This is a genomic window from Rothia sp. HMSC072B03, assembly GCF_001809565.1.
In the GTDB taxonomy this organism is placed as follows: Bacteria; Actinomycetota; Actinomycetes; order Actinomycetales; family Micrococcaceae; genus Rothia; species Rothia mucilaginosa_A.
On sequence record NZ_KV797966.1, the window covers coordinates 56,023 to 74,551 of the forward strand.

Annotated in this window: 16 protein-coding genes; 13 read left to right on the forward strand and 3 right to left on the reverse strand. The window is 61.5% G+C overall.

Features of this window, described 5'->3' with window-relative positions; genetic code table 11:
• The first annotated feature begins 189 nt into the window (after positions 1-189).
• The 8 genes from HMPREF2630_RS01665 to HMPREF2630_RS09040 all read left to right on the forward strand — a co-directional run bounded on the left by HMPREF2630_RS01665 (position 190) and on the right by HMPREF2630_RS09040 (position 9,162).
• Positions 190-933, forward strand: a complete 744-nt coding sequence (locus tag HMPREF2630_RS01665; protein ID WP_070483111.1) for a response regulator transcription factor — start codon at positions 190-192, stop codon at positions 931-933.
• A gap of 159 nt (positions 934-1,092) precedes the next feature.
• Positions 1,093-2,754 (forward strand): sensor histidine kinase, encoded by a 1,662-nt coding sequence (locus HMPREF2630_RS01670; protein ID WP_070483113.1) that lies wholly within the window; start codon positions 1,093-1,095, stop codon positions 2,752-2,754.
• 153 nt (positions 2,755-2,907) lie between these two features.
• Positions 2,908-3,609 (forward strand): TetR/AcrR family transcriptional regulator, encoded by a 702-nt coding sequence (locus HMPREF2630_RS01675; RefSeq protein ID WP_049332284.1) that lies wholly within the window; start codon positions 2,908-2,910, stop codon positions 3,607-3,609.
• A gap of 210 nt (positions 3,610-3,819) precedes the next feature.
• A complete protein-coding gene (locus HMPREF2630_RS01680; RefSeq protein WP_070483115.1) occupies positions 3,820-6,615 on the forward strand; it encodes an MMPL family transporter in 2,796 nt (931 codons plus the stop codon).
• A 94-nt stretch (positions 6,616-6,709) separates the two neighbouring features.
• Positions 6,710-7,186 (forward strand): fluoride efflux transporter FluC, encoded by a 477-nt coding sequence (locus tag HMPREF2630_RS01685; RefSeq protein ID WP_049344539.1) that lies wholly within the window; start codon positions 6,710-6,712, stop codon positions 7,184-7,186.
• Positions 7,186-7,638: a fluoride efflux transporter FluC gene (locus HMPREF2630_RS01690; RefSeq protein ID WP_070483117.1), complete on the forward strand. Its 453-nt coding sequence runs from the start codon at positions 7,186-7,188 to the stop codon at positions 7,636-7,638. Before HMPREF2630_RS01685 ends, HMPREF2630_RS01690 begins: the two co-directional genes overlap by 1 nt.
• Before the next feature lie 223 nt (positions 7,639-7,861).
• A complete protein-coding gene (locus tag HMPREF2630_RS01695) occupies positions 7,862-8,503 on the forward strand; it encodes a VanZ family protein (protein WP_049344543.1) in 642 nt (213 codons plus the stop codon).
• A 32-nt stretch (positions 8,504-8,535) separates the two neighbouring features.
• Positions 8,536-9,162, forward strand: a complete 627-nt coding sequence (locus tag HMPREF2630_RS09040) for an ArsR family transcriptional regulator (protein WP_141761786.1) — start codon at positions 8,536-8,538, stop codon at positions 9,160-9,162.
• A gap of 221 nt (positions 9,163-9,383) precedes the next feature.
• On the opposite strand, the gene HMPREF2630_RS01705 is transcribed toward HMPREF2630_RS09040, so the two are convergent.
• From HMPREF2630_RS01705 to HMPREF2630_RS01715, 3 genes are all read right to left on the reverse strand, one after another.
• Complete coding sequence (locus HMPREF2630_RS01705) at positions 9,384-9,989, reverse strand: aquaporin (protein WP_049332290.1); 606 nt, start codon at positions 9,987-9,989, stop codon at positions 9,384-9,386.
• Positions 9,990-10,388: 399 nt separating this feature from the next.
• Positions 10,389-11,618 carry an acetylornithine deacetylase gene (argE, locus tag HMPREF2630_RS01710; RefSeq protein ID WP_049344547.1) on the reverse strand — a complete coding sequence of 410 codons (1,230 nt, stop codon included), beginning with the start codon at positions 11,616-11,618 and terminating at the stop codon, positions 10,389-10,391.
• A 120-nt stretch (positions 11,619-11,738) separates the two neighbouring features.
• Positions 11,739-12,281, reverse strand: a complete 543-nt coding sequence (locus HMPREF2630_RS01715) for a flavin reductase family protein (RefSeq protein ID WP_049332296.1) — start codon at positions 12,279-12,281, stop codon at positions 11,739-11,741.
• Between the two features lie 407 nt (positions 12,282-12,688).
• Between HMPREF2630_RS01715 and HMPREF2630_RS01720 the strand changes: the two genes are divergently transcribed.
• The 5 genes from HMPREF2630_RS01720 to HMPREF2630_RS01740 all read left to right on the forward strand — a co-directional run bounded on the left by HMPREF2630_RS01720 (position 12,689) and on the right by HMPREF2630_RS01740 (position 18,474).
• Positions 12,689-14,707 (forward strand): DUF6541 family protein, encoded by a 2,019-nt coding sequence (locus HMPREF2630_RS01720; RefSeq protein WP_070483119.1) that lies wholly within the window; start codon positions 12,689-12,691, stop codon positions 14,705-14,707.
• 181 nt (positions 14,708-14,888) lie between these two features.
• Entirely contained in the window at positions 14,889-15,620 is a 732-nt protein-coding gene (locus HMPREF2630_RS01725) for a glycosyltransferase family 2 protein (protein ID WP_070483121.1), read from the forward strand.
• 2 nt (positions 15,621-15,622) lie between these two features.
• Entirely contained in the window at positions 15,623-16,000 is a 378-nt protein-coding gene (locus HMPREF2630_RS01730; RefSeq protein WP_049332306.1) for a DUF2304 domain-containing protein, read from the forward strand.
• Positions 16,001-16,050: 50 nt separating this feature from the next.
• Positions 16,051-16,926: a glycosyltransferase family 2 protein gene (locus HMPREF2630_RS01735; protein ID WP_049332308.1), complete on the forward strand. Its 876-nt coding sequence runs from the start codon at positions 16,051-16,053 to the stop codon at positions 16,924-16,926.
• Positions 16,927-17,028: 102 nt separating this feature from the next.
• Positions 17,029-18,474, forward strand: a complete 1,446-nt coding sequence (locus HMPREF2630_RS01740) for a hypothetical protein (RefSeq protein WP_246822738.1) — start codon at positions 17,029-17,031, stop codon at positions 18,472-18,474.
• The last annotated feature ends 55 nt before the right edge of the window (positions 18,475-18,529 follow it).

An 18,529-nucleotide genomic window follows, 5' to 3' on the forward strand; every position in this document is an offset into this window, starting at 1 on the left:
TTGAGCGTCACCTAATCTAGTACAAATTTTACAGAAGAGACCGGCCGACTGAAGGGGGTACGGACTGGCCCGAAGAGAAATCCCTGCAATCTGTGTATCAGCTGTGACCGGCACATGCGTTCCATATGTTTGCCGCGAAAATATTCGTTCGGCACGCCCGAGTGAGATTCCTCGCGGTACCCTAGACCTATGAGCAGTAAAGCAACCGAAATCGCAAAGAACCTTCCCGCCCTGGAGCACCCGGATGGTAGCCCCATCCGGGCCCTCGTCGTCGATGACGAGGAGATGCTGAAAGAACTCGTCAGCATGGCTCTGAAGATGATTGGCTGGGAAGTGCAATCCGCCGGCGACGGCCCCTCCGCGCTGAACATTGCCCGTGACTGGCGACCCGATGTGCTGGTGCTGGATATTATGATGCCCGGCTTCGATGGTTTGGAGCTGCTCAACCGCATCCGCAAGTTCTACCCCGAGGTGCCCTGCCTGTTCTTGACCGCTAAGGATTCGGTGGATAACCGTATCGAGGGCCTGGCCGCCGGCGCCGATGACTATGTGACCAAGCCCTTCTCCATGGAGGAAGTCATGATTCGACTGCATCGCCTGGTGCAGCGTTCCGGCGTGGCCGCCATCGATGACGCCGAGCTGGTGGTGGGCGACCTGGTGCTGAACCAGGACACCCGCGAGGTCACCCGCGGCGGTGAGCAGATTAACCTCACCGCAACCCAGTTCGACCTGCTGCGCTACCTCATGGAAAACGCGAAGCGCGTGGTCTCCAAGAGCCAGATTCTGGATAACGTCTGGAACTACGATTTTGGCGGCCAGGCCAATATTGTCGAGCTGTACATTTCGTACCTGCGTAAGAAGATTGACGTTGGCCGCGAACCGATGATTCACACGGTGCGCGGTGCCGGTTACGTGCTGCGTCCGGCACTGTAATTCAACGTCGTTTTTCAACGTCTCGGAACGGGTAGGTGCTATCCGTTCCGCACTATCTGCTCAGGTGGCGCGGTATGTTCCGGAGTATACGAGTATTCCCGGAAATGCCGCGCCACAGTGGTTGTATTCCGTATTTAGAATATAGAAAGAAAGGTGTTTATGAGCGCCTACACGCCCGGTGATTCCGGCTCCCCCGATGCCGAGCCCACCCGTCGCCTCCGCACCGGTGACACCCGTGATGGCCGCACCGGTCTAGGGCGCATAGCCTCGATGAAACACCTCTACATTCGCTTCCGCGCGGCTTGGCGGAGCATGAAGAACCCCGACGCCTCCCCCGAGGAAATGGGGTACGTGCCGCACCTGCGTTCGCGCCTCATCGCGATCCTGGTGATGGCGCTCGGCGTGGCCTGCCTCATCATTGGCCTGTCAACCTACGTCACCCTGCAGAACTCCCTCTATCAGCAGGCTGAAAGCAACCTCAAGGAAACCAGTCACCGCGTGGTGCAGCCCACCTCGCGCAATGGTAAGCAGGAAGAAGTGGACTGCGACGACCTGAAGAAGGATAAGTCCATCTTCGCGCCCGGCCAGGCCTCGGGAACCCTCATCACCTGTGTGGACTCCGAGGGGTCGGTCGAGATCGCCAGCAAGCTGGGCAGTGACGGTACCATTCAGAGCCTCTCCGCCAACGACCAGGTAACCCTTGGAACCCTGGCCCTGAACTCCACTAAGAGCGAAGAGCGTGAGGTCAAGCTGGAGGCGGGCACCTACCTTATTCGGATTACCCCGAAGGCAAGCAGTGATTCCGACGCGCAGGTGGTTGGCATCCCCCTCCATAACGTGCAGCAGACCCTCACCATCTTTGTGATCGTCGTGTCCATCGGGTCAATCGCCGTGATGGTGGGTGCGGGCGTAGCCGGATCCTACATTATTCGCCGCACCATGAAGCCGCTCGAGCGCGTCTCCGCGGTGGCGACGGATGTGGCGCACCTGGATCTTGAGGAACACACGATTTCATCGGCCGTGCGCGTGGAGCCCCGCGATTCTGACCCTCGCACCGAGGTTGGCGCGGTGGGCTACGCCCTCAACCAGCTGTTGGATAACGTGAACTCGGCGCTGGAGGTACGAGAGAGGACCGAACATCAGATTCGCGCCTTCATTGCGGACGCCTCGCACGAGCTCCGCACGCCGCTGGCGGCCATTAAGGGATACTCCGACATGCTGCGCTGGACCGAACCGCTCAGTGACTCGGGCCAGTCCTCGCTCGCCCGCATCGACTCGCAGACCGAGCGCATGTCTCGCCTCGTGGAGGACTTGCTGACCCTCGCGCGCCTGGATGAGGGGCGTGAACCCAAGCTGGAAACCGTGGACCTGACTGAATTGCTCGTCGAATGTACCTCGGATATGCAGGCGGCCGCCCGCACCCACGTGTGGCACCTGGATGTGCCCCACGAGCCCGTCGAGGTGGTTGCGGACCGCTCGCAGATGCAGCGCGTCATCCTGAATCTGCTCTCGAACGCGCGCAAGCACACGGATGAGGGGACGCGTGTGATTGCGGGGCTTTCTGTGGACCACACCCGCCGTGAGGCGGTGATTTCGGTGGTTGATAACGGCCCGGGTATTGCCCCGGACTTCCTGCCGAAAATTTTTGACCGCTTTACGCGTGCGGATAAGGCGCGCTCCGGCTCGGACGGTACGACCGGCCTGGGGCTGGCTATCGTGCAGGCTATCGTGCAGGCGCATGGCGGCTCAATTCAGGTGCAGAGCCAGCCCGGACACACCGTCTTTACGGTGCGATTGCCGCTGGAATCCGCCGAATCGTAGGGTGCGGCGGGGTCGGGGCGGTAAATCCCGAATGAACATTGCCGTGTAAAGTTTCAAGCTACACCTGAGAGTTATTTCATCCAGTGCAGATATGTGGTGAATCTAACCCGCTTATTATTTGCTGGCAGTGCAAATTACACGTATTGTGAAACTATGGCAAAACTCGTTGAATCCCCCGCAAACATTGCAGATAAGCGCTCTGCCCGCAAGGCGGAGAATCGCATCGCAATTGTCGAAGCTGCAGAATCCCTCATTCTTGAAGGCGGCTACGGCGCGCTGAACGCCGAAGCGCTCGCCGAACGCGCCGGCGTCTCCCGCCGCACCATCTTTAACCATTTCGCGTCCGTCGACGACGTGTTGGTTACCCGCCTGAACCAGTACTTCAACCGCATCTTTGAAGAGAGCGACTTCACCGTCTCCGGACAGAACCCCAGCATGGAGACCGAGATGCTCTCCATCGCCCACAACGTTTTCATGAGCAGCACCCTGGAGGAGTACATCGCTCCCTTCGCCCAGCTGCTCTACGCGCTCGAGATGGACAGCCCCGCAAAGTTCGAGGAGTACTCCCACGTCATCCTTGAGCGCACCTACGACATCTTCCTGGAGAAGTACCTCGAGGCCTACCCCGACCTGCCCTACCTGCGCGTCGCCGTGTTCGCCTCGAACCTCTCCGAAACCATCGGTGAGGGTGTGTACTACTACCTCACCCGCGCTGAAGAAGTGACGGCCAAGGTCGCGGCAGAAGCACCCGAAGGCACCCACCCTGAAACGCTCGCTATCGAAGCGATGCGCCAGTGCGTTCTCGAGGCCCTCGACTACCTGGGTCGCCTGGTCCAGGGCGAATTTGCAGCCTAAAAACGTAAAACACTAGTAGACGGATACTCCCGTTCCGGGGTCTTCCGACAGGTGGCCACACGGCGCCTAACGGGGGCATCTGGAGCGGGAGTACGCGTCTGTTTTGTCTCTACAGCTGACCTTCCTGACGATGCATTCGCAAGACCTGGAAGTCGCACGCCGCGACCCGCTTATTCACCGATCCTTCTACCCCACCTCAAGGAATTTATCATGGCTACATGGCTCTACCGCATCGGTGAAGCTGCCGCCCGCCGAGCGTGGGCCGTTATCCTCACTTGGGCGCTTGTCATCGCGGGTGTAGCCGGCGCCTACACCGCGTTCCACGGCAAGCTCAGTAACACCTTCACCATGCCCGGAACGCAGACCCAGCAGCTCTCCGACGAGCTCGCCCAGCGCTTCCCGAGTGCCAATCGCGGCTCCGGGCAGATCATCCTCACTACGGGCGACGGCACCGCCCTCACCGAGGAACAGAAGCAGGCGTTCTCCACCGCGCTGAACAAGCTCACCGGCGAGGTTTCTTCCGTGGATGCGGTCACCGACCCGTTCACTACCACCTCCAAGCTTGCCGAGGCAAAAACCCAGCTCGACGAGGCGCACGCCAAGATTGACGCCGCCCCCGCCCAAATTGAGGACGGTAAAAAGCAGCTGAGTGCCGCCGCATCCCAGATTGAAGAGGGCACCAAGCAGATTGCCGAGAACGAGAAGAAGCTCGACGACTCGCAGGCGCAGATTACCTCGGGGCAGGAGCAGCTAGCCTCCGCACAGAAGCAGCTGGACGATGCCCAGGCGCAGCTGAAGAACGGCTACGCTCAGGCTGAGGCGGCAGGCTCACCCGCCGAGATGATGGAACAGCTGAACGCTCAGCAGGCGCAGCTGACCGCGCAGCAGAACGCCCTCAACCAGCAGCGTGAAACCCTGACTGAAAGCCAGAAGCAGGTCGATGCGGGTCGCTCGGAAATAGCCTCCAAGAAGGAGGAACTGGCCGAGGGCCAGAAGAAGCTGGACGAACAGCGCACTCAGTTGCAGAAGACCGAGAGCGAGCTGCCCGCCCAGCGTGAGCAGCTGGAGCGCCAGCAGAAGCTCTACGACTTCGCCTCCGGCTACCGTATGGTTTCGGAGGATCAGTCCACGGCGATTGCGGCCGTCTCGTTTAAGAAGAAGATTTACGAGGTGCCTTCCGCTGACCTGCAGAAGGTCATGTCTGATATTGAGTCGGCGAACCTGCACGGGGCGACCGTCCACTTCGACGCGAACCTGAGCGAAACCGCTATCGGCGGCGGCTCGCACACCGGTGAGGTGGCGGGTATGGTCATCGCCTTCATCGTGCTCATGGTCATGCTCGGCACCCTCGTGGCGGCTGGCCTGCCGATTCTCATGTCTCTGGTGGGCGTGGTGGTGGGTGTGCTCGGCACGCTCTCCCTGTCCTCCATCGTTCAGATGAGCTCCACCGCCTACACCCTGGGCCTGATGCTCGGCCTGGCGGTCGGCATCGACTATTCCCTGTTCATCCTGAACCGCTACCGCACGAACCTGCTGGAGGGCATGCCGAAGAACCAGGCGATTGCCCTGGCGAACGGAACGAGCGGTAATGCCGTGATTTTTGCGGCGACCACCGTGATTATTGCGCTGGTGGCGCTGAACGTGACCGGTATTCCCTTCCTGGGCGTGATGGGTAACGCCGCCGCGTTCTGCGTGGTCGTTGCCGCCCTGATTGCGGTTACCCTTACCCCGGCGGTGCTGTCCGTGGCGGGCACCAAGATTATGCCGAAGAAGCTGTGGGCTTCCATCGATACCCCGCAGAAGATTGCGGAGCGCCGCGCGCAGGATGCCGAACGCACCGAGAAGTCCAATGGCTGGTTGCGCCTCGTGCTGGCGCGTCCGCTGCTGACCCTGGTGGTCGGTACTGTGGCGCTGCTGGCGGTCGCCGCCCCCATGTCGCAGATGCGTCTGGGCCTGCCGGATGCCTCGAACTACCCCTCCGATAGCGCCGCGTATAAGTCGTACGCACTCATCAAGGACAAGTTCGGTGAGGGTATGAGCTCTCCGCTTGTTGCGGTTGCGCACACCCCCGCGAACATGAGCGAGGAGCAGGCGCAGCAGGCGCAGATTGATATCGCGTCTGCGGTGAAGGAGCGCGGTGGTGCGAACGTGCAGGCTGTGGTTCCCGGCGGCATGACGGACGACCGCACCCTCATGATTTTCCAGGTGATTCCTGCCCACAGTGCAAGCTCCGTGGAGACCGAAGAGCTTGTCCACGAGCTGCGCGCCGTGACCGTGCCGGTGCAGGGCTCCGAGGTGTCTCTCGGTGTTGCGGGCCAGACCAGCGGCAATATCGACGTCTCCGAGGTGCTCGCCCAGAAGCTACCCCTGTACCTGGGTGTGGTGATGGGCCTGTCCTTCCTGGTGCTGATCCTGGTGTTCCGCTCGATTCTGGTTCCGCTGGTTGCCTCGATGGGCTTCCTCTTCTCGGTGCTGGCAAGCTTCGGTGCCGTCGTGTCGATTTACCAGCTGGGCTTCATGAGTTCCCTCTTCGGGGTGGACCACCCGGGCCCGGTGCTGTCCTTCCTGCCGACCCTGCTCATCGGTATTCTCTTCGGCCTTGCCATGGATTACCAGATGTTCCTGGTGACCGGCATGCGTGAAGCATACGTGCACGGTAAGGACGCGGCGACCGCCATTGTGAGTGGCTATAACCACGCGGTGCGCGTGGTGGTGGCTGCCGCGATCATCATGATTTCGGTGTTTGGCGGCTTCATCTTCGCTGAATCGACCATGATTCGCCCGATGGGCTTCGGCCTGGCGTTCGGTGTGCTGGTGGATGCGTTCATCGTGCGCATGACGCTGACCCCGGCGATTATGGCTCTGCTGGGCGATAAGGCGTGGTGGATGCCGAAGTGGCTGGACCGCCTCACCCCGAATATGGACGTTGAGGGCGCCGCACTGAGTGAGAAGATTCAGCACGAGCGAGAGTCTGCCGGTGCAGGCTCGGACAACAAACTCAGGTGACAAGCTCGAGTAGCCGCTAAAGTATTAGTATGCGTTTGCGCACCACGGCGCACACTGAAGACTAATACGACTCGAAAGGGGTAGGTACACGGTGATGAGGAACCGCGCGAGTATCCGGCAGAGGATAGGGGCCGTTCTAAACCGTGTACCTGCCCCTTTTCTTGTCTTTTTGGGCGGCGGCCTGGGTGCACTGTGCCGCGTGCACACCCCAGGTGGCGTACTGGTGGCGAATCTTCTGGGCTCGTTCACCATGGGTTTGCTGACGGTTCTATGGAACGCGTACGCGGCGCGCAATGGTGAGGATCGAATTCACTCCTTCCGCCTGCTCTTTGGTGCCGGAATGATGGGTGGCTACACGACCTATTCGTCTATTGCCGCGGTCATGGCACAGACGATTTTTCTGCCGTATACGGTGCACGGCGGGTACATGGTACTGGCGATTCTGGTGCTGCTGGTGGGTGGCCTGGTGGCCGCGGCCTCCGGCATGCTCGTGGGCCGCATGCTGGCCGCGAGGCTGGTGCACGTCTTACCCAATGAGGAGCCTGGGACCGAAAACGAGGAGGGCCGCTAATGTTTTTCTCCCTGATGATTTTTCTCTGCGGCGGTCTGGGAGCGATGCCCCGCTTCTTCCTGGATAAGGCGATGTCTCCTCGCCTGCGCACGGAGTCCTCGATTATTAGCCCGGTGTTCGTCATTAACCTGGTGGGTTCATTCCTGTACGGCCTGCTGATTATGCCGGTGTCGAATCCGCGTGCGCTGGGCGTGCACTACAACGCTACGGATCAGGTGGCGTTCTGGTGCACGGTGATTACGACCGGCATGCTGGGTGGTTTTACGACCTTCTCGACCGCCATGGTAGAGGCGTTGACGGCTCGCTCGGAGGGGAAGACCGTCAAGTTCCTGATGCTGTGGCTGGTGCAGGTTTTGGGTGCCGTGGTGGCCGCGATTGTGGGCGCCTGGCTGTTTAGCCTGATTTTTGGGCGCTATATCGCGCCGGTGTTCCCTCCGGATGTTCTGTACTGATGCGCTGAGTCGTTAGACGGTTTAACAGTGAACGGCTACCGCACAGCTTTTTCACAGTTTTACTAAGGGTGACCCATAGAGCCGTCTTTTACACTAGTGGTGAACGATATGCGACGGGCACGAACAGAAGCCCGCTATATACCACCTAAAATATATGAATGAACAGATATATATGCGGGTGGAGTGCATATATTTCAATCTCACGACGCTAGGAACACACGGCATGCAGGAACTACTGAATAAGCACATGATAGGCACCTTCGCCCTTGAAATTGCGGTGCTCACAATCGCTCTGACCCTCATCGGGTTTGTGGCGATGCGCCTGCGCGCCAAGAAGACCGGTCGAGCGCACAGCATCCGCCAGTACTTGCTGACTGCGTCCTTTGCGCTGTTCCTTGCTTCTATTCTTTCTCTGACGCTCACCCCGATCGGTAGCGCAAATAGCGTCACAAACCCCGAGCTGTACTACCCGCGCTTCTACGTGGGCTGGAGCTGGCAGCAGGCCTGGAACCTGACCGAAGGCATGGGTCTGCGCCGCTTCGCGACGACCGTGTACGCACAGCTCTTCTTCAACATCGCGATGTTCATTCCGCTGGGCTTCTTCACCGCGGGCTGCCTGCGCTGGGGACTACGCGCCACGGCTCTGAGCGGCTTCGCGCTGTCGACCTTCATTGAGCTGAGCCAGCTGACCGGTAACTGGGGCCTGGCAGGCTTCACCTACCGCACCTTCGACGTGGACGATATCGTGAACAACACCACCGGTGCGGTCCTTGGCGCGGTCTGCGTCTGGACGGTGCGCGCAATTCAGAAGCACCGCGCGGCTAAGCACGAGCGGGTACTGGAGATGGCATCCGCCGCGGCGTAGCAGATTCTTGGATTGCCAGATGTTTTCATAACATGATTGATATAATTCATGTTATGAAAACGTCTGCTCCTAGCCTCCTTCCCATCTTGCGTAGTGACCTGCAGGGTGAAGTGATGGCATTGCTGTTCTCTCACCCTGAGCAGCAATACACGGTGTCACAGATTGCTGATGCGACACGTGCATCATTGCCGACTGTTTCCCGAGAAGTGAATCGTCTAAATCAATCTGGTCTGGTGACTGTCCAGAATGTTGGTAGGACCCGTATGGTGCAAGCCAAGGTTGATAATCCGGTGGGCCAGGCGATGCGTCAGTTGATTCTGGTAACTTATGGTCCTGTTCCGGTGCTCCGGGATACTTTGCAGGGTGTTTCCAATATTGAGGGTGCCGCTATTTATGGCTCGTGGGCTAGCCGTCGTTCTGGGGTGGCTGGGCACGTGCCGAACGATATTGATGTGCTGGTTGTGGGCTCCCCTTCACGGCAGAAGCTGTATGAGGCTATCGATGATGCTGAGCAGAAGCTTGGGTATGAAGTAAACGTGAAGCGGCTATCTCCTGAGGCTTGGAACTCGCAGGATGGCTTCGTGCAGACTGTGCGGTCGCGTCCTATGGAGGTTCTCTTTGGGCAGCTGGAGGTGAACGATGTCGACGCTGAAGCCTAAGCTGGGACCTTTCTAGACTGTATTTCTTTTCGGCACCCCTGAATGAACCTCCTTCCGTGAGGTAGACGCAACGAACCCCTCATTTTCATAACCTGACCGATATTGTGCAGGTTATGAAAATGAGGGGTTCGCTGTTTTTAGATGAAACCTCGCCGGATATATCTATTCAGATAAACCCGGCTCGATGAAACCCTAGACAGGGAAGTTCTCGGGCGGGAAGACTACTCGTCCTCGGTCACCCGGTTCACGACGCGGGTGCTACGGTTTGCCTTCACCTCTTCGGGGAGTAGGACCGGCATGGGACCGGTCGGGGTGTAGGTTGCCGCGCGTGCCGCCGCGGTAGCGTGGGTGTCCTCAAACTCGGGGATAACCTCGGCGCTGGGTGCGCGGTACAGGTGGCTATTTGCCCACCATGCGAAGAGCAGAACCACAACCGCCAGGGCGGTGGAAACGAACAGCCACGGGCTGACCTGACCCTCGTAGTAGAGCTTGAAGAATGCGCCACCCATGAAACCGCCGGCAATCGGGCCGCAGATCGGAACCCACGCGTAGAACCAGCGTGAGGTGCCCTTATCGTGGATGGGCAGCAGGGCGTGCATGAGGCGCGGACCGAAGTCACGGGCGGGGTTCAGGTGGCCGCCGGAGTAGGCGTGGGAGGCGTAGACGCCGAAGGTGACGGCGAAGCCCCAGCCGAAGGCGATGGTGAAGAAGTTGTCGCCGTGGCCTTTGGAGCGGCGGAGTTCGACGTTGGCGATGACGCCGCAGCCGATGGTGCACATGATGAGCGTGCCAAGAAATTCAGCAAGGTAGGGGCTAATAGTGTACACAGGGTGTCCTTCAGGTAGTGAACTGCGGGTGGTATACCGGGATTCGGTCGGGTGCGCAGTGCCGAGCGTGAGGGAGGTGTGGTTTTGTGTGGGGTTATACCGCCCGGGCGGTGGGGTTAACCTTTGGCATCTATGGAACCCTGAATGCCCTTACTGGGCAATACTTTAGTGTTATTTCACCCTTATAGATAAGCTATTTTTGGGTTTTTTATTTAAAAATAAATGTGGTGGATGCGGGAAAAATCGGGCGTAGTTCACAGGGGGGACGTGTGGTGTGCAGACTCCCGTGTCGGCCTGCATAAAACACAAAACTGCCCGGGCCCCTCAATTGGGTGCCCGGGCAGTTTTCTGCGGGTTTACACGGCTGATTTAGGCCGGGAGAACAGCACCGCTACGCCGCTACTTTGCGCTCGCCCAGCCGAGGATGGCCTCGAAGAAACGCTCACATTCGCGCAGCTGCTCCAGCTCAATCCACTCGTTGGGGGAGTGAGCCTGCGCAATATCGCCGGGGCCGCAGATGATGCTCTCCACACCGGCGCGCTGGAACTGACCCGCCTCGGTGCCGTAGGTGACCTTCTGCGGCGCATCGTTGGTGCCGAGCCACTCGTGGGCGAGGCGCACGATGGGCGCATCGTCTTCGGTGCCCAGGCCCGGCACGGTGGCTAGCAGTTCGTGCTTCACGCCCACGCGGGAGGTGAGGCTACCGGGCTCCGCGCCGGTCAGCTTCTCGGCGCGTGCGGCGCGCGCCTGCAGGTCGGGCAGAATCACCTCGGAAATCTCGCGGTCGATGCGCTCGACGAAGGACTCGGTGGTCACCCGCGGCAGGGTGCGCACATCGTACTCGAGCACGGCCTGCTCGGCGACGATGTTGTACTGTAGGCCGCCGTTGACCAGGTTGACGCTGCCGGTGGAGTGGGGAATGATGAACGCCTCGTCGAAGGGGCCTTCCTCCTCCCACTCATCGGCCATGTCGGTGAAGAAAGTGATGAACTCGCCGGCGGCGGCGACCGCATTCACGCCGTGGGTGGCGAGGGAACCGTGCTTGGGCACGCCGGTGAAGGTGACGCGGCCGCGGTGGGCGCCCTTGTGCGCGTCGATAATGCGCATGCTGGAGGGCTCACCAACGATGGCATACTCGGGGGCGAGATCGCGCGCTACGAACTCCTCGATGAGGGAGGGGGCACCGACGCAGCCGATCTCCTCGTCGTAGGAGAAGGCAAAGTGCAGGGGCACGCGCAGCTTCGCCTCGGCAACGCGCGGCAGCAGCCAGAGCGCGACAGCGATGAAGCCCTTCATATCGCAGACGCCGCGGCCGTAGGCGCGAGTACCCTCCACGCGCAGGGTGAACGGGTCGCTGGCCCAGTCCTGACCGGCGACGGGCACGACGTCGGTGTGGCCAGAGAGGACGAGCCCGCCGCGGGTGGTGCCGTCCGCTGCGGGGACGGTGATGAAGAGGTTAGCGCGGGTGCGGTCCTCGTTGTAGGTGCGCACGCCGCTGTAGCCGTAGCGGCCGAATTCGGCTTCGAGAAGCTCGATGAGTTCCAGGTTGGAGCTGCCGGAGACGGTGGGGATAGCGACAAGCTTTTCGAGCCAGGGGAGGGACGCCGGCTGAGTGGTCTGTGCGGTCATGAGGAACCTTTCTGCTGTGCGTTTGTGCCCGGGGTGGCTACGTTCAGGGTACGCCGCGGGGCGGTATTCGTCGCGTGGTCGCCGCCGAATACCGCCCCGTGAATGGCCTGAGCGGCCGGACTAGATGACGTAGTTGTTGACGTTGGAGTGATCGCCGAGCGCGTGGAAGTTGCGCGAGTGGTAGACGAGCGGGGTGCCCTCGCAATCGTTGCGGATAAACTCCTCAACCTGGGCGGTGAAGACGAGCGCGGGGCCCGCCTCAACGCGGCTGAGGGGGGTTGCGCGCAGCACGCGGCGCACGCCGTGGACGAGGGGCTCACCGGTGTGGACGAATTCCCACGCGGCCGGGTCGGCGAAGCGGGGGTAGTCGTGGGTCGCGAAGTTCTTAGCGAGGGTGACATTCTCAGCGTCGAGCATGTGTACGAGGAAGGAGGAAGCCGCAGCAATCTTTGCCGCGGAGCCGCTATTGGCCTTGAGGGAGAAGGCGATGATGGGCGGTTCGGCGGCGACGGAGGTCAGGGAGGAGGCGGTGAAGCCTGCGGGTTCGCCGTTTTCGTCGGTTGCGGTGATGATGGCGACGCCGGCGGGCTGGTGGCCGAAGGCGAGCTTGAACTGCTCGGTGGTATCGGCGAGGGTCGCCTGTGCTGCAATGGTTTCGGTCATGATCGACCCTTTCTTCTGCGGCTGCGTGGGTTCGGCCCGGGTTGTGTGTGCGGGCGGTTCCCGTGAGTAGGGGAGATATGTTCAGGGTAAAGCTTTGGTGTAGCGAATACCTTATTTATTGCCCTATGTTTCTTAGGCCTACCTTTCATGACGGGAGGGGCGAAATATTACGTCATATTCGAGGGTGTGCAGGGGATGCGGAGGCACCCGGCGGGGTTTGCGCGGGAGAGCCCCCTGCTTCACCTCGAGGGTCGCCTCCGCGGGGCCTTAGACGGGTTTTGCGGGGGTCTTCTGGGGGTTTCTCGGGGGTGTAGAGGCCTCTAAGGTATCCTTGCTTGGTACACGAAAGCGCACCGGGCCCCCGCACGAGGGGTTTCAGGGCGTTCACTGTGGTGAGATGAGGGTTTATGAGCTGGTTGGCAACTATTCCGCTGCTGCTTTTCGCGGTCGTGGTGGCATTCGTTCCCGGATACGCGATGGGCTGGGCGTTACGCATCCCCACGCGTCTGCGCATCTTCCTCTCCCCGCTCCTGACTTTTGCCCTGGTGGCTGTCTCGGCGATTGTGCTGGGTAAGACCGGCATCGCGTGGAGCCTGATTTCCTTCGTCGTGGTCGCGGCCGTGCTAGTGGCTGCGGCGGCGGGCCTGATGTGGCTGGTGGGCCGCCGCTGGCCCTCGGCCGTAGCGGGTTCCGACGAATCCTCGGTGAGCTGGCCGGGTAACACGGTGCCGCTTTCCTGGCCCGTGGTGGGCGCCCTGCTGGGCGGTTTCTTGACCCTGCACACGACCCAGCATATGGTCTTCGGCCCGGAGGCCTTCTCTCAGACCCTGGACAATTCCTTCCACCTGAACGCGATTCGCTGGATCCAGGAGCACGGCGACGCCTCGAGCCTGACCATGGGCGCGGTTTCCGGAACGAACCAGGAACCGTACTTCTACCCCGCCGGTTGGCATGATTTCGTGTACCTGATCTACAACACGACCGGCACGAGCATCGCGACCGCAACCATCGTCATGGTGCTACTGGTGGCGGGCGTCATCTGGCCCTGCTCCCTGGTTGCGATGTGCCTGAGCATCCCGCATCTGCGTCGCCTGCAGGCGCTCGCTATTCCGGCGTTGACCTGCGGTTTCTTTGCTTTCCCCGGTCTGCTGCTGTTCTGGGGTGTGCTCTTCCCGAACCTTTTGGGCTATGCCCTGCTCCCCGCCTTTGTGGCGCTACTATCGCACATGATTCAGGTCATGGTGCATCGCGAGTACTCCGTCGTTCTCTCCCTGTCCCTGACGATTCTGGTGGGCCTGGGCGGCCTGGCCCTGGTGCACCCGAACGCGGTGGTTTCTGCGGCGGTATTCGCCGTGCCCATGCTCCTCGGCGGTGTGGTTCAGATGTGGCGCGTCCACGACGCCTCCGTGCGTGAGCGTCTGGTGGGTACCGGCGTTCTGGTTGCGCTGATTGCCGGATGCGTGACTGCCTGGTCCGTGCTGCGCCCGAGCGAGGACGCCAGCGACCTGTGGACCGCCGTCATGAGCGAGGGCGAGGCGGTCTACCAGTTCCTGTTCCTGGGCCTGGAGAACGCGAACCCGCTGGGCGGTAATTTCGCTCCCGCCTACCTGATGGGTTTCCTGGCCTTGTGGGGCGTGGGGTACCTGCTGTACAAGCGCCGCAACCTGTGGCTGATTGGCAGCTGGATGCTCGTTGGCTACATGTGGATTATCGCGGCTTCGGTGCCGCGCGGCGACTTCCGCCTGCTGATGGTGGGCCCCTGGTACACGGACCACTTCCGCCTGGCGGCCCTTGTGGTGTTCCCCTCGGTGCTTCTGGCCGGTATCGGCCTGGGTGGCGCCCTGGAGGGTGCGCTCTCCTGGGTGGTTCGTCGCGTTCCGCGCACGGCACGCCTGAACGTGGCGACGGCCGGCATGGGTGTCACCGCGGTGCTGGTGCTGGTGGTCGCCGGCCTGTCCTCGCGAACCCCCGCGATGCACGACGCGACCCTGATGGTCGCTCAGCGGTACCAGGTGACCCCGACCTCCGATGTCTTGAACCAGGACGAGATGAACGTCATTAACGAGATCCCGAAGATTGTGCCCAAGGGCGACACCATCGTGAACAACCCCTGGGACGGCAGCGCCTACATTTACGCGCTGGCCGACCGCCACTTGACCAGCTACCACTTCGAGTTCAAGATTTCTCCGAAGTATGCGGCAATCATCAACGATTTGAAGGATGCCCGCACGAACCCGGAGGTCTGCCGCGAGGTGAACGAGTACAAGGCCCACTGGTACGTGCACCTGGAAAACCAGGGCAACTTCGGCCCCAGCGAGCAGAAGAACTACGACGGCTTGGTGGCCGCTATCGATACGGATGTTCTGACCCCGGTGTACTCCTCCGGCCCGATGACTCTGTACCGTATTAGCGCCTGCGACAACTAGACGCAGGCAGCAACTCCGCCCGGGATGTATGCGCCCGGGGAGGGGCCGCATCGCGGTCTTGATTCTGTGACGAATCCTAATGCCGCTGAAGCACTGATATGATGAAAGCCGGTATGTCCACTGGACATGCCGGCTTTCGCACGCACGGTATGACACATTCGTTAGGAGGGGTAGCAGCCCTATGGGATCTCCCACATCGCCTCATACCCCTCGCACGCTGGTGATTATGCCCGCCTGGAACGAGGAAGAAGCACTGCCCGGCACCATCGCCGAGCTGCAGGAGACGGTGCCCTACGTGGACCTGGTGGTGGTCAATGACGGCTCCACCGACAACACCTCCGCTGTGGCTCGTGAGGCGGGCGCTTTTGTGATTGACCTGCCCTACAACATGGGTGTGGGTGCCGCTATGCGCACCGGCTATAAGTACGCGCAGCGCACGGGCTACGACTACGCCATGCAGGTGGACTCGGACGGCCAGCACCACCCCGAGAGCATCCCCTCGCTGATTGATGCGGTGCAGGATTACGATATTGTGATTGGGTCCCGCTTCGCCGAGGGCTCTGATGACTACGAGGTGTCCGGCCCGCGCAAGTGGGCTATGAACCTGCTGTCTTTCCTGTTCACCCGCTCGGCGGGCACCCCGTTCACGGACGTGACGAGCGGCTTTAAAATCGCTAACCGTCGCGGTATCGACTTTTACTGCCGTAACCTGCCCGCCGAATACCTGGGCGATACGATCGATATCACCGCCATGGCCATTAGCAATGGCCTGCGGGTGCGTCAGGTGCCGGTGCACATGCGTGAACGCCAGGGGGGTACGCCCTCCTCCGGTCCGCTGAAGTCTGCTGTCTATCTGGTTCGCTCGCTGTTCTCCTACGGCATTTCGGTGAGCCGCCGCCGGGAGGAGAAGTAGCCGTGAGCGCCAGTGTTTTCTTCTTGATTCTTGCCATCCTGGTCTGCACCTTCGTGGTGGTTCAGGTGCGTCATCAGCGCATGAAGGAACGGTACGCCGCTCTGTGGCTGATTATCGGTGCCATCATCATCGTGCTGGGCGCCTTCCCGAATCTCCTCAACGGTGTGGCGGACTTCGTGGGCGTGGCCCTGCCGGTGAATCTGCTGTTCCTCCTGTCGATTCTGTTGCTGATGGGCGTGAGTATTCACCTGACCCTGGAGCTGTCACGCCTGTCGGAGAAGACCCGCATCCTGGCCGAGGAAGTCGCCATCCTAAAGGCGCTTCAGGAGCAGCCGGAGGGCGCCTCCGGTGCGAGGAAGCGCGACCAGCAGGACTCTTAAAGCTTTACCGTCGAGACTTTTCACCCCTTTGTGAGTTGGAGTAATACCCCATGACCGTTGATATTTTGTTCCCGTACTACGGCGACGTTGCCATGATGAAGCAGGCCGTGCTGTCCGTGGTCGGTCAGACCAACCCGGACTGGCGCCTGATCGTGGTGGATGACGGCTACCCGGACGATTCGATTCCCGGCTGGTTCGAGTCCCTGAAGGACGAGCGCATCACCTACATGCGCAACGAAACCAACCTGGGTGCGAACGCAAACTACCGCAAGTGCCTGACCTTCGTGGAGAACGAACTGGTCACCGTCATGGGTGCCGACGACGTCATGCTCCCCAACTACGTGCAGTGGCTCGTGGATGCGGCGGCTAAGCACCCCGAGGCGTCCATCTTCCAGCCCGGCGTGGTCGTCATCGACGAGCACAACGGCCTGTCGAACACTCTGGTGGAGCAGACTAAGGCGTTTTACCGCCCCAAGGGTGAGGCCGTGCTGAAGGGCGAAGAGCTGGCCGTTTCGCTGCTGCGCGGCGCGTGGTTCTACTTCCCGTCCCTGGGTTGGCGTGCGGACGCCATCGTGGGCACCGGCTTCCGTGAGGGCCTGAACGTTATCCAGGACATGGCGCTGATTCTGGACATCACGATGCGCGGCGGCTCCCTGTACTACGACCCGCAGGTCGCGTTCATGTACCGCCGTCACGGTGGTTCCGACTCGTCCTGGCGTGCCCTGGAGGGCACCCGCTTCGAGGAGGAGCGCCGCTACTACAACACCATGGTCGAAGAGATGAGTGCCCTGGGCTGGAAGAAGGCCGCCCGCGTGGCTCGTATTCGCTTCTCCTCGCGCGCTCACGCGCTGACCCTGCTGCCGAAGGCGGCCCTGGCGAAGAAGTGGCAGGGCGTGAAGAACCTTGCCGAGCACGTGGTGAAGTAAACCCTATACGTGTGCGATGCGTCGTACATCCTACGGTGGATGTGCGGCGCATCTGCGTATGGAATGATTGGTTGAGTGACAGCTAGGAGCGAGGAGGACGCGGTGAGCGAGCCGGTACAGAATCCTGATGCAGGCGAGGCACGGGAGCGGAACTCTCGAGAGACTCAGCCTCAAGAACCCGCGGATGCCCGGGACACTGCGGAAACCCGGGACACTGCGGAAGCCCAGCCTTCGGGCACGGTCAACCGCTACCAGTCCCTGGCGCTGCTGGGATCGTCGGTGCTGGCGGCGGCGTCCACGCTGGTCGTGACCATGATTGCTCAGCGCGCCCTGACCGGGTCGGAGCTGACGGAGTTCCTGCTCTTCTGGTCGGCGCTTTTCACGGTGACGGGTGTTATTACCGGCCTCCAGCCGGAGATTACCCGCGCGGTGGGTACGGCGCGCACTCACGCTGCAGCTGACGGGGTGGCATCCGCCCACCCCGCATCCGACGGGACGCCCGCACCGCAGGGTGCCCGCGTGGTGACGGTTGCGGCCGCGCTCGGCGCTGTCGCCGGTGCGCTGGTTCTGGTGAGTTCTCCGCTGTGGGCGGGTCAGCAGATTCCACATTCGGCGGCGGTGGGCGTGACCGTCATGGCCGTGGGCGTGTTCCTCTACGCTCTGCAGGCAACTATCAGCGGTGTGGCCGCCGGTGAGGACCGCTGGTACCTTTTCGCGACGGTCGGTGGCCTGGAATCTGCCGGGCGCCTCCTCCTCATGCTTGCGGTGGCCCTACTCATTCCTTCCCTGGCGGGCCTTGAGGTGGCAACGGTCATTCCGATGGGTCTGTGGCTCATCCTGGCGCTCGTGACGTTCTCGGGCCGCCGCCTGTGGGTTGCCCGCGCGGATGTGCCCGCGGGCCGTTTGACGGTCAATATCCTCTGGTCGTTCCTGTCCTCTGCCGCCGCAGCGATGCTGATGATGGGCTTCCCGAACGTACTGAAGGCCAGCGGCGCCGCGGAGAGCGAACCGGTCGTGCTGGGCACCCTGATTCTGGCGATTTCCATTACCCGTTCGCCGATTATGATTCCCCTGCAGGCCTTCCAGGGCGTGGCGGTTTCTGCCTTCTTGAAGCAGCGTCACCGCCCAGTGGCGGCGTTCATTAAGCCCGCCGCCGCGGTGGTGGCGGTGGGTGCTGTGGGCGCGTTGGCGGCCTATCTGGTGGGTCCGCTGCTCTTCCGCCTGATTTACCCGCCTGCCGCAGGAACCGAGTCCGCGTACGAGGCGGCCGCCTCCGGCCTCTCCCTGGGTGCGCTGGTGTTTGCCTCCGCGCTGCTGGCGCTCATGACCCTCTCGGGCAATATGGCGCTCGCGGTGAACCAGCACCGCATCTACCTTGCCGGTTGGGTGGTTGCCGCGGTGGTAACCCTGGGCCTGGCGTTCCTGCTGCCCGCACCGCTGGTGCCGCGCGCCGTGGTGGCTTTGGCGGTCGGCCCGGTCTGCGGTTTCGTGGTGCACATGGTGGGTGTGTCCATGGCCTCCCGCGTGGAGGAAACTCGCGCCGAGTAGCTTTAAAACTTATGGGAGGGGCACGTACGTCACGTACGTGCCCCTCCCGTTTTCG

What these genes read in the sequence shown, in the direction of transcription:
- HMPREF2630_RS09040 (WP_141761786.1), top strand. Translation starts at nt 8,536, where the DNA reads ATGATTGATATAATTCATGTTATGAAAACGTCTGCTCCTAGCCTCCTT.
- HMPREF2630_RS01675 (WP_049332284.1), top strand. Translation starts at nt 2,908, where the DNA reads ATGGCAAAACTCGTTGAATCCCCCGCAAACATTGCAGATAAGCGCTCT.
- argE (WP_049344547.1), bottom strand. Translation starts at nt 11,618, where the DNA reads ATGACCGCACAGACCACTCAGCCGGCGTCCCTCCCCTGGCTCGAAAAG.
- HMPREF2630_RS01695 (WP_049344543.1), top strand. Translation starts at nt 7,862, where the DNA reads ATGCAGGAACTACTGAATAAGCACATGATAGGCACCTTCGCCCTTGAA.
- HMPREF2630_RS01725 (WP_070483121.1), top strand. Translation starts at nt 14,889, where the DNA reads ATGGGATCTCCCACATCGCCTCATACCCCTCGCACGCTGGTGATTATG.
- HMPREF2630_RS01690 (WP_070483117.1), top strand. Translation starts at nt 7,186, where the DNA reads ATGTTTTTCTCCCTGATGATTTTTCTCTGCGGCGGTCTGGGAGCGATG.
- HMPREF2630_RS01680 (WP_070483115.1), top strand. Translation starts at nt 3,820, where the DNA reads ATGGCTACATGGCTCTACCGCATCGGTGAAGCTGCCGCCCGCCGAGCG.
- HMPREF2630_RS01685 (WP_049344539.1), top strand. Translation starts at nt 6,710, where the DNA reads ATGAGGAACCGCGCGAGTATCCGGCAGAGGATAGGGGCCGTTCTAAAC.
- HMPREF2630_RS01670 (WP_070483113.1), top strand. Translation starts at nt 1,093, where the DNA reads ATGAGCGCCTACACGCCCGGTGATTCCGGCTCCCCCGATGCCGAGCCC.
- HMPREF2630_RS01720 (WP_070483119.1), top strand. Translation starts at nt 12,689, where the DNA reads ATGAGCTGGTTGGCAACTATTCCGCTGCTGCTTTTCGCGGTCGTGGTG.
- HMPREF2630_RS01735 (WP_049332308.1), top strand. Translation starts at nt 16,051, where the DNA reads ATGACCGTTGATATTTTGTTCCCGTACTACGGCGACGTTGCCATGATG.
- HMPREF2630_RS01665 (WP_070483111.1), top strand. Translation starts at nt 190, where the DNA reads ATGAGCAGTAAAGCAACCGAAATCGCAAAGAACCTTCCCGCCCTGGAG.
- HMPREF2630_RS01715 (WP_049332296.1), bottom strand. Translation starts at nt 12,281, where the DNA reads ATGACCGAAACCATTGCAGCACAGGCGACCCTCGCCGATACCACCGAG.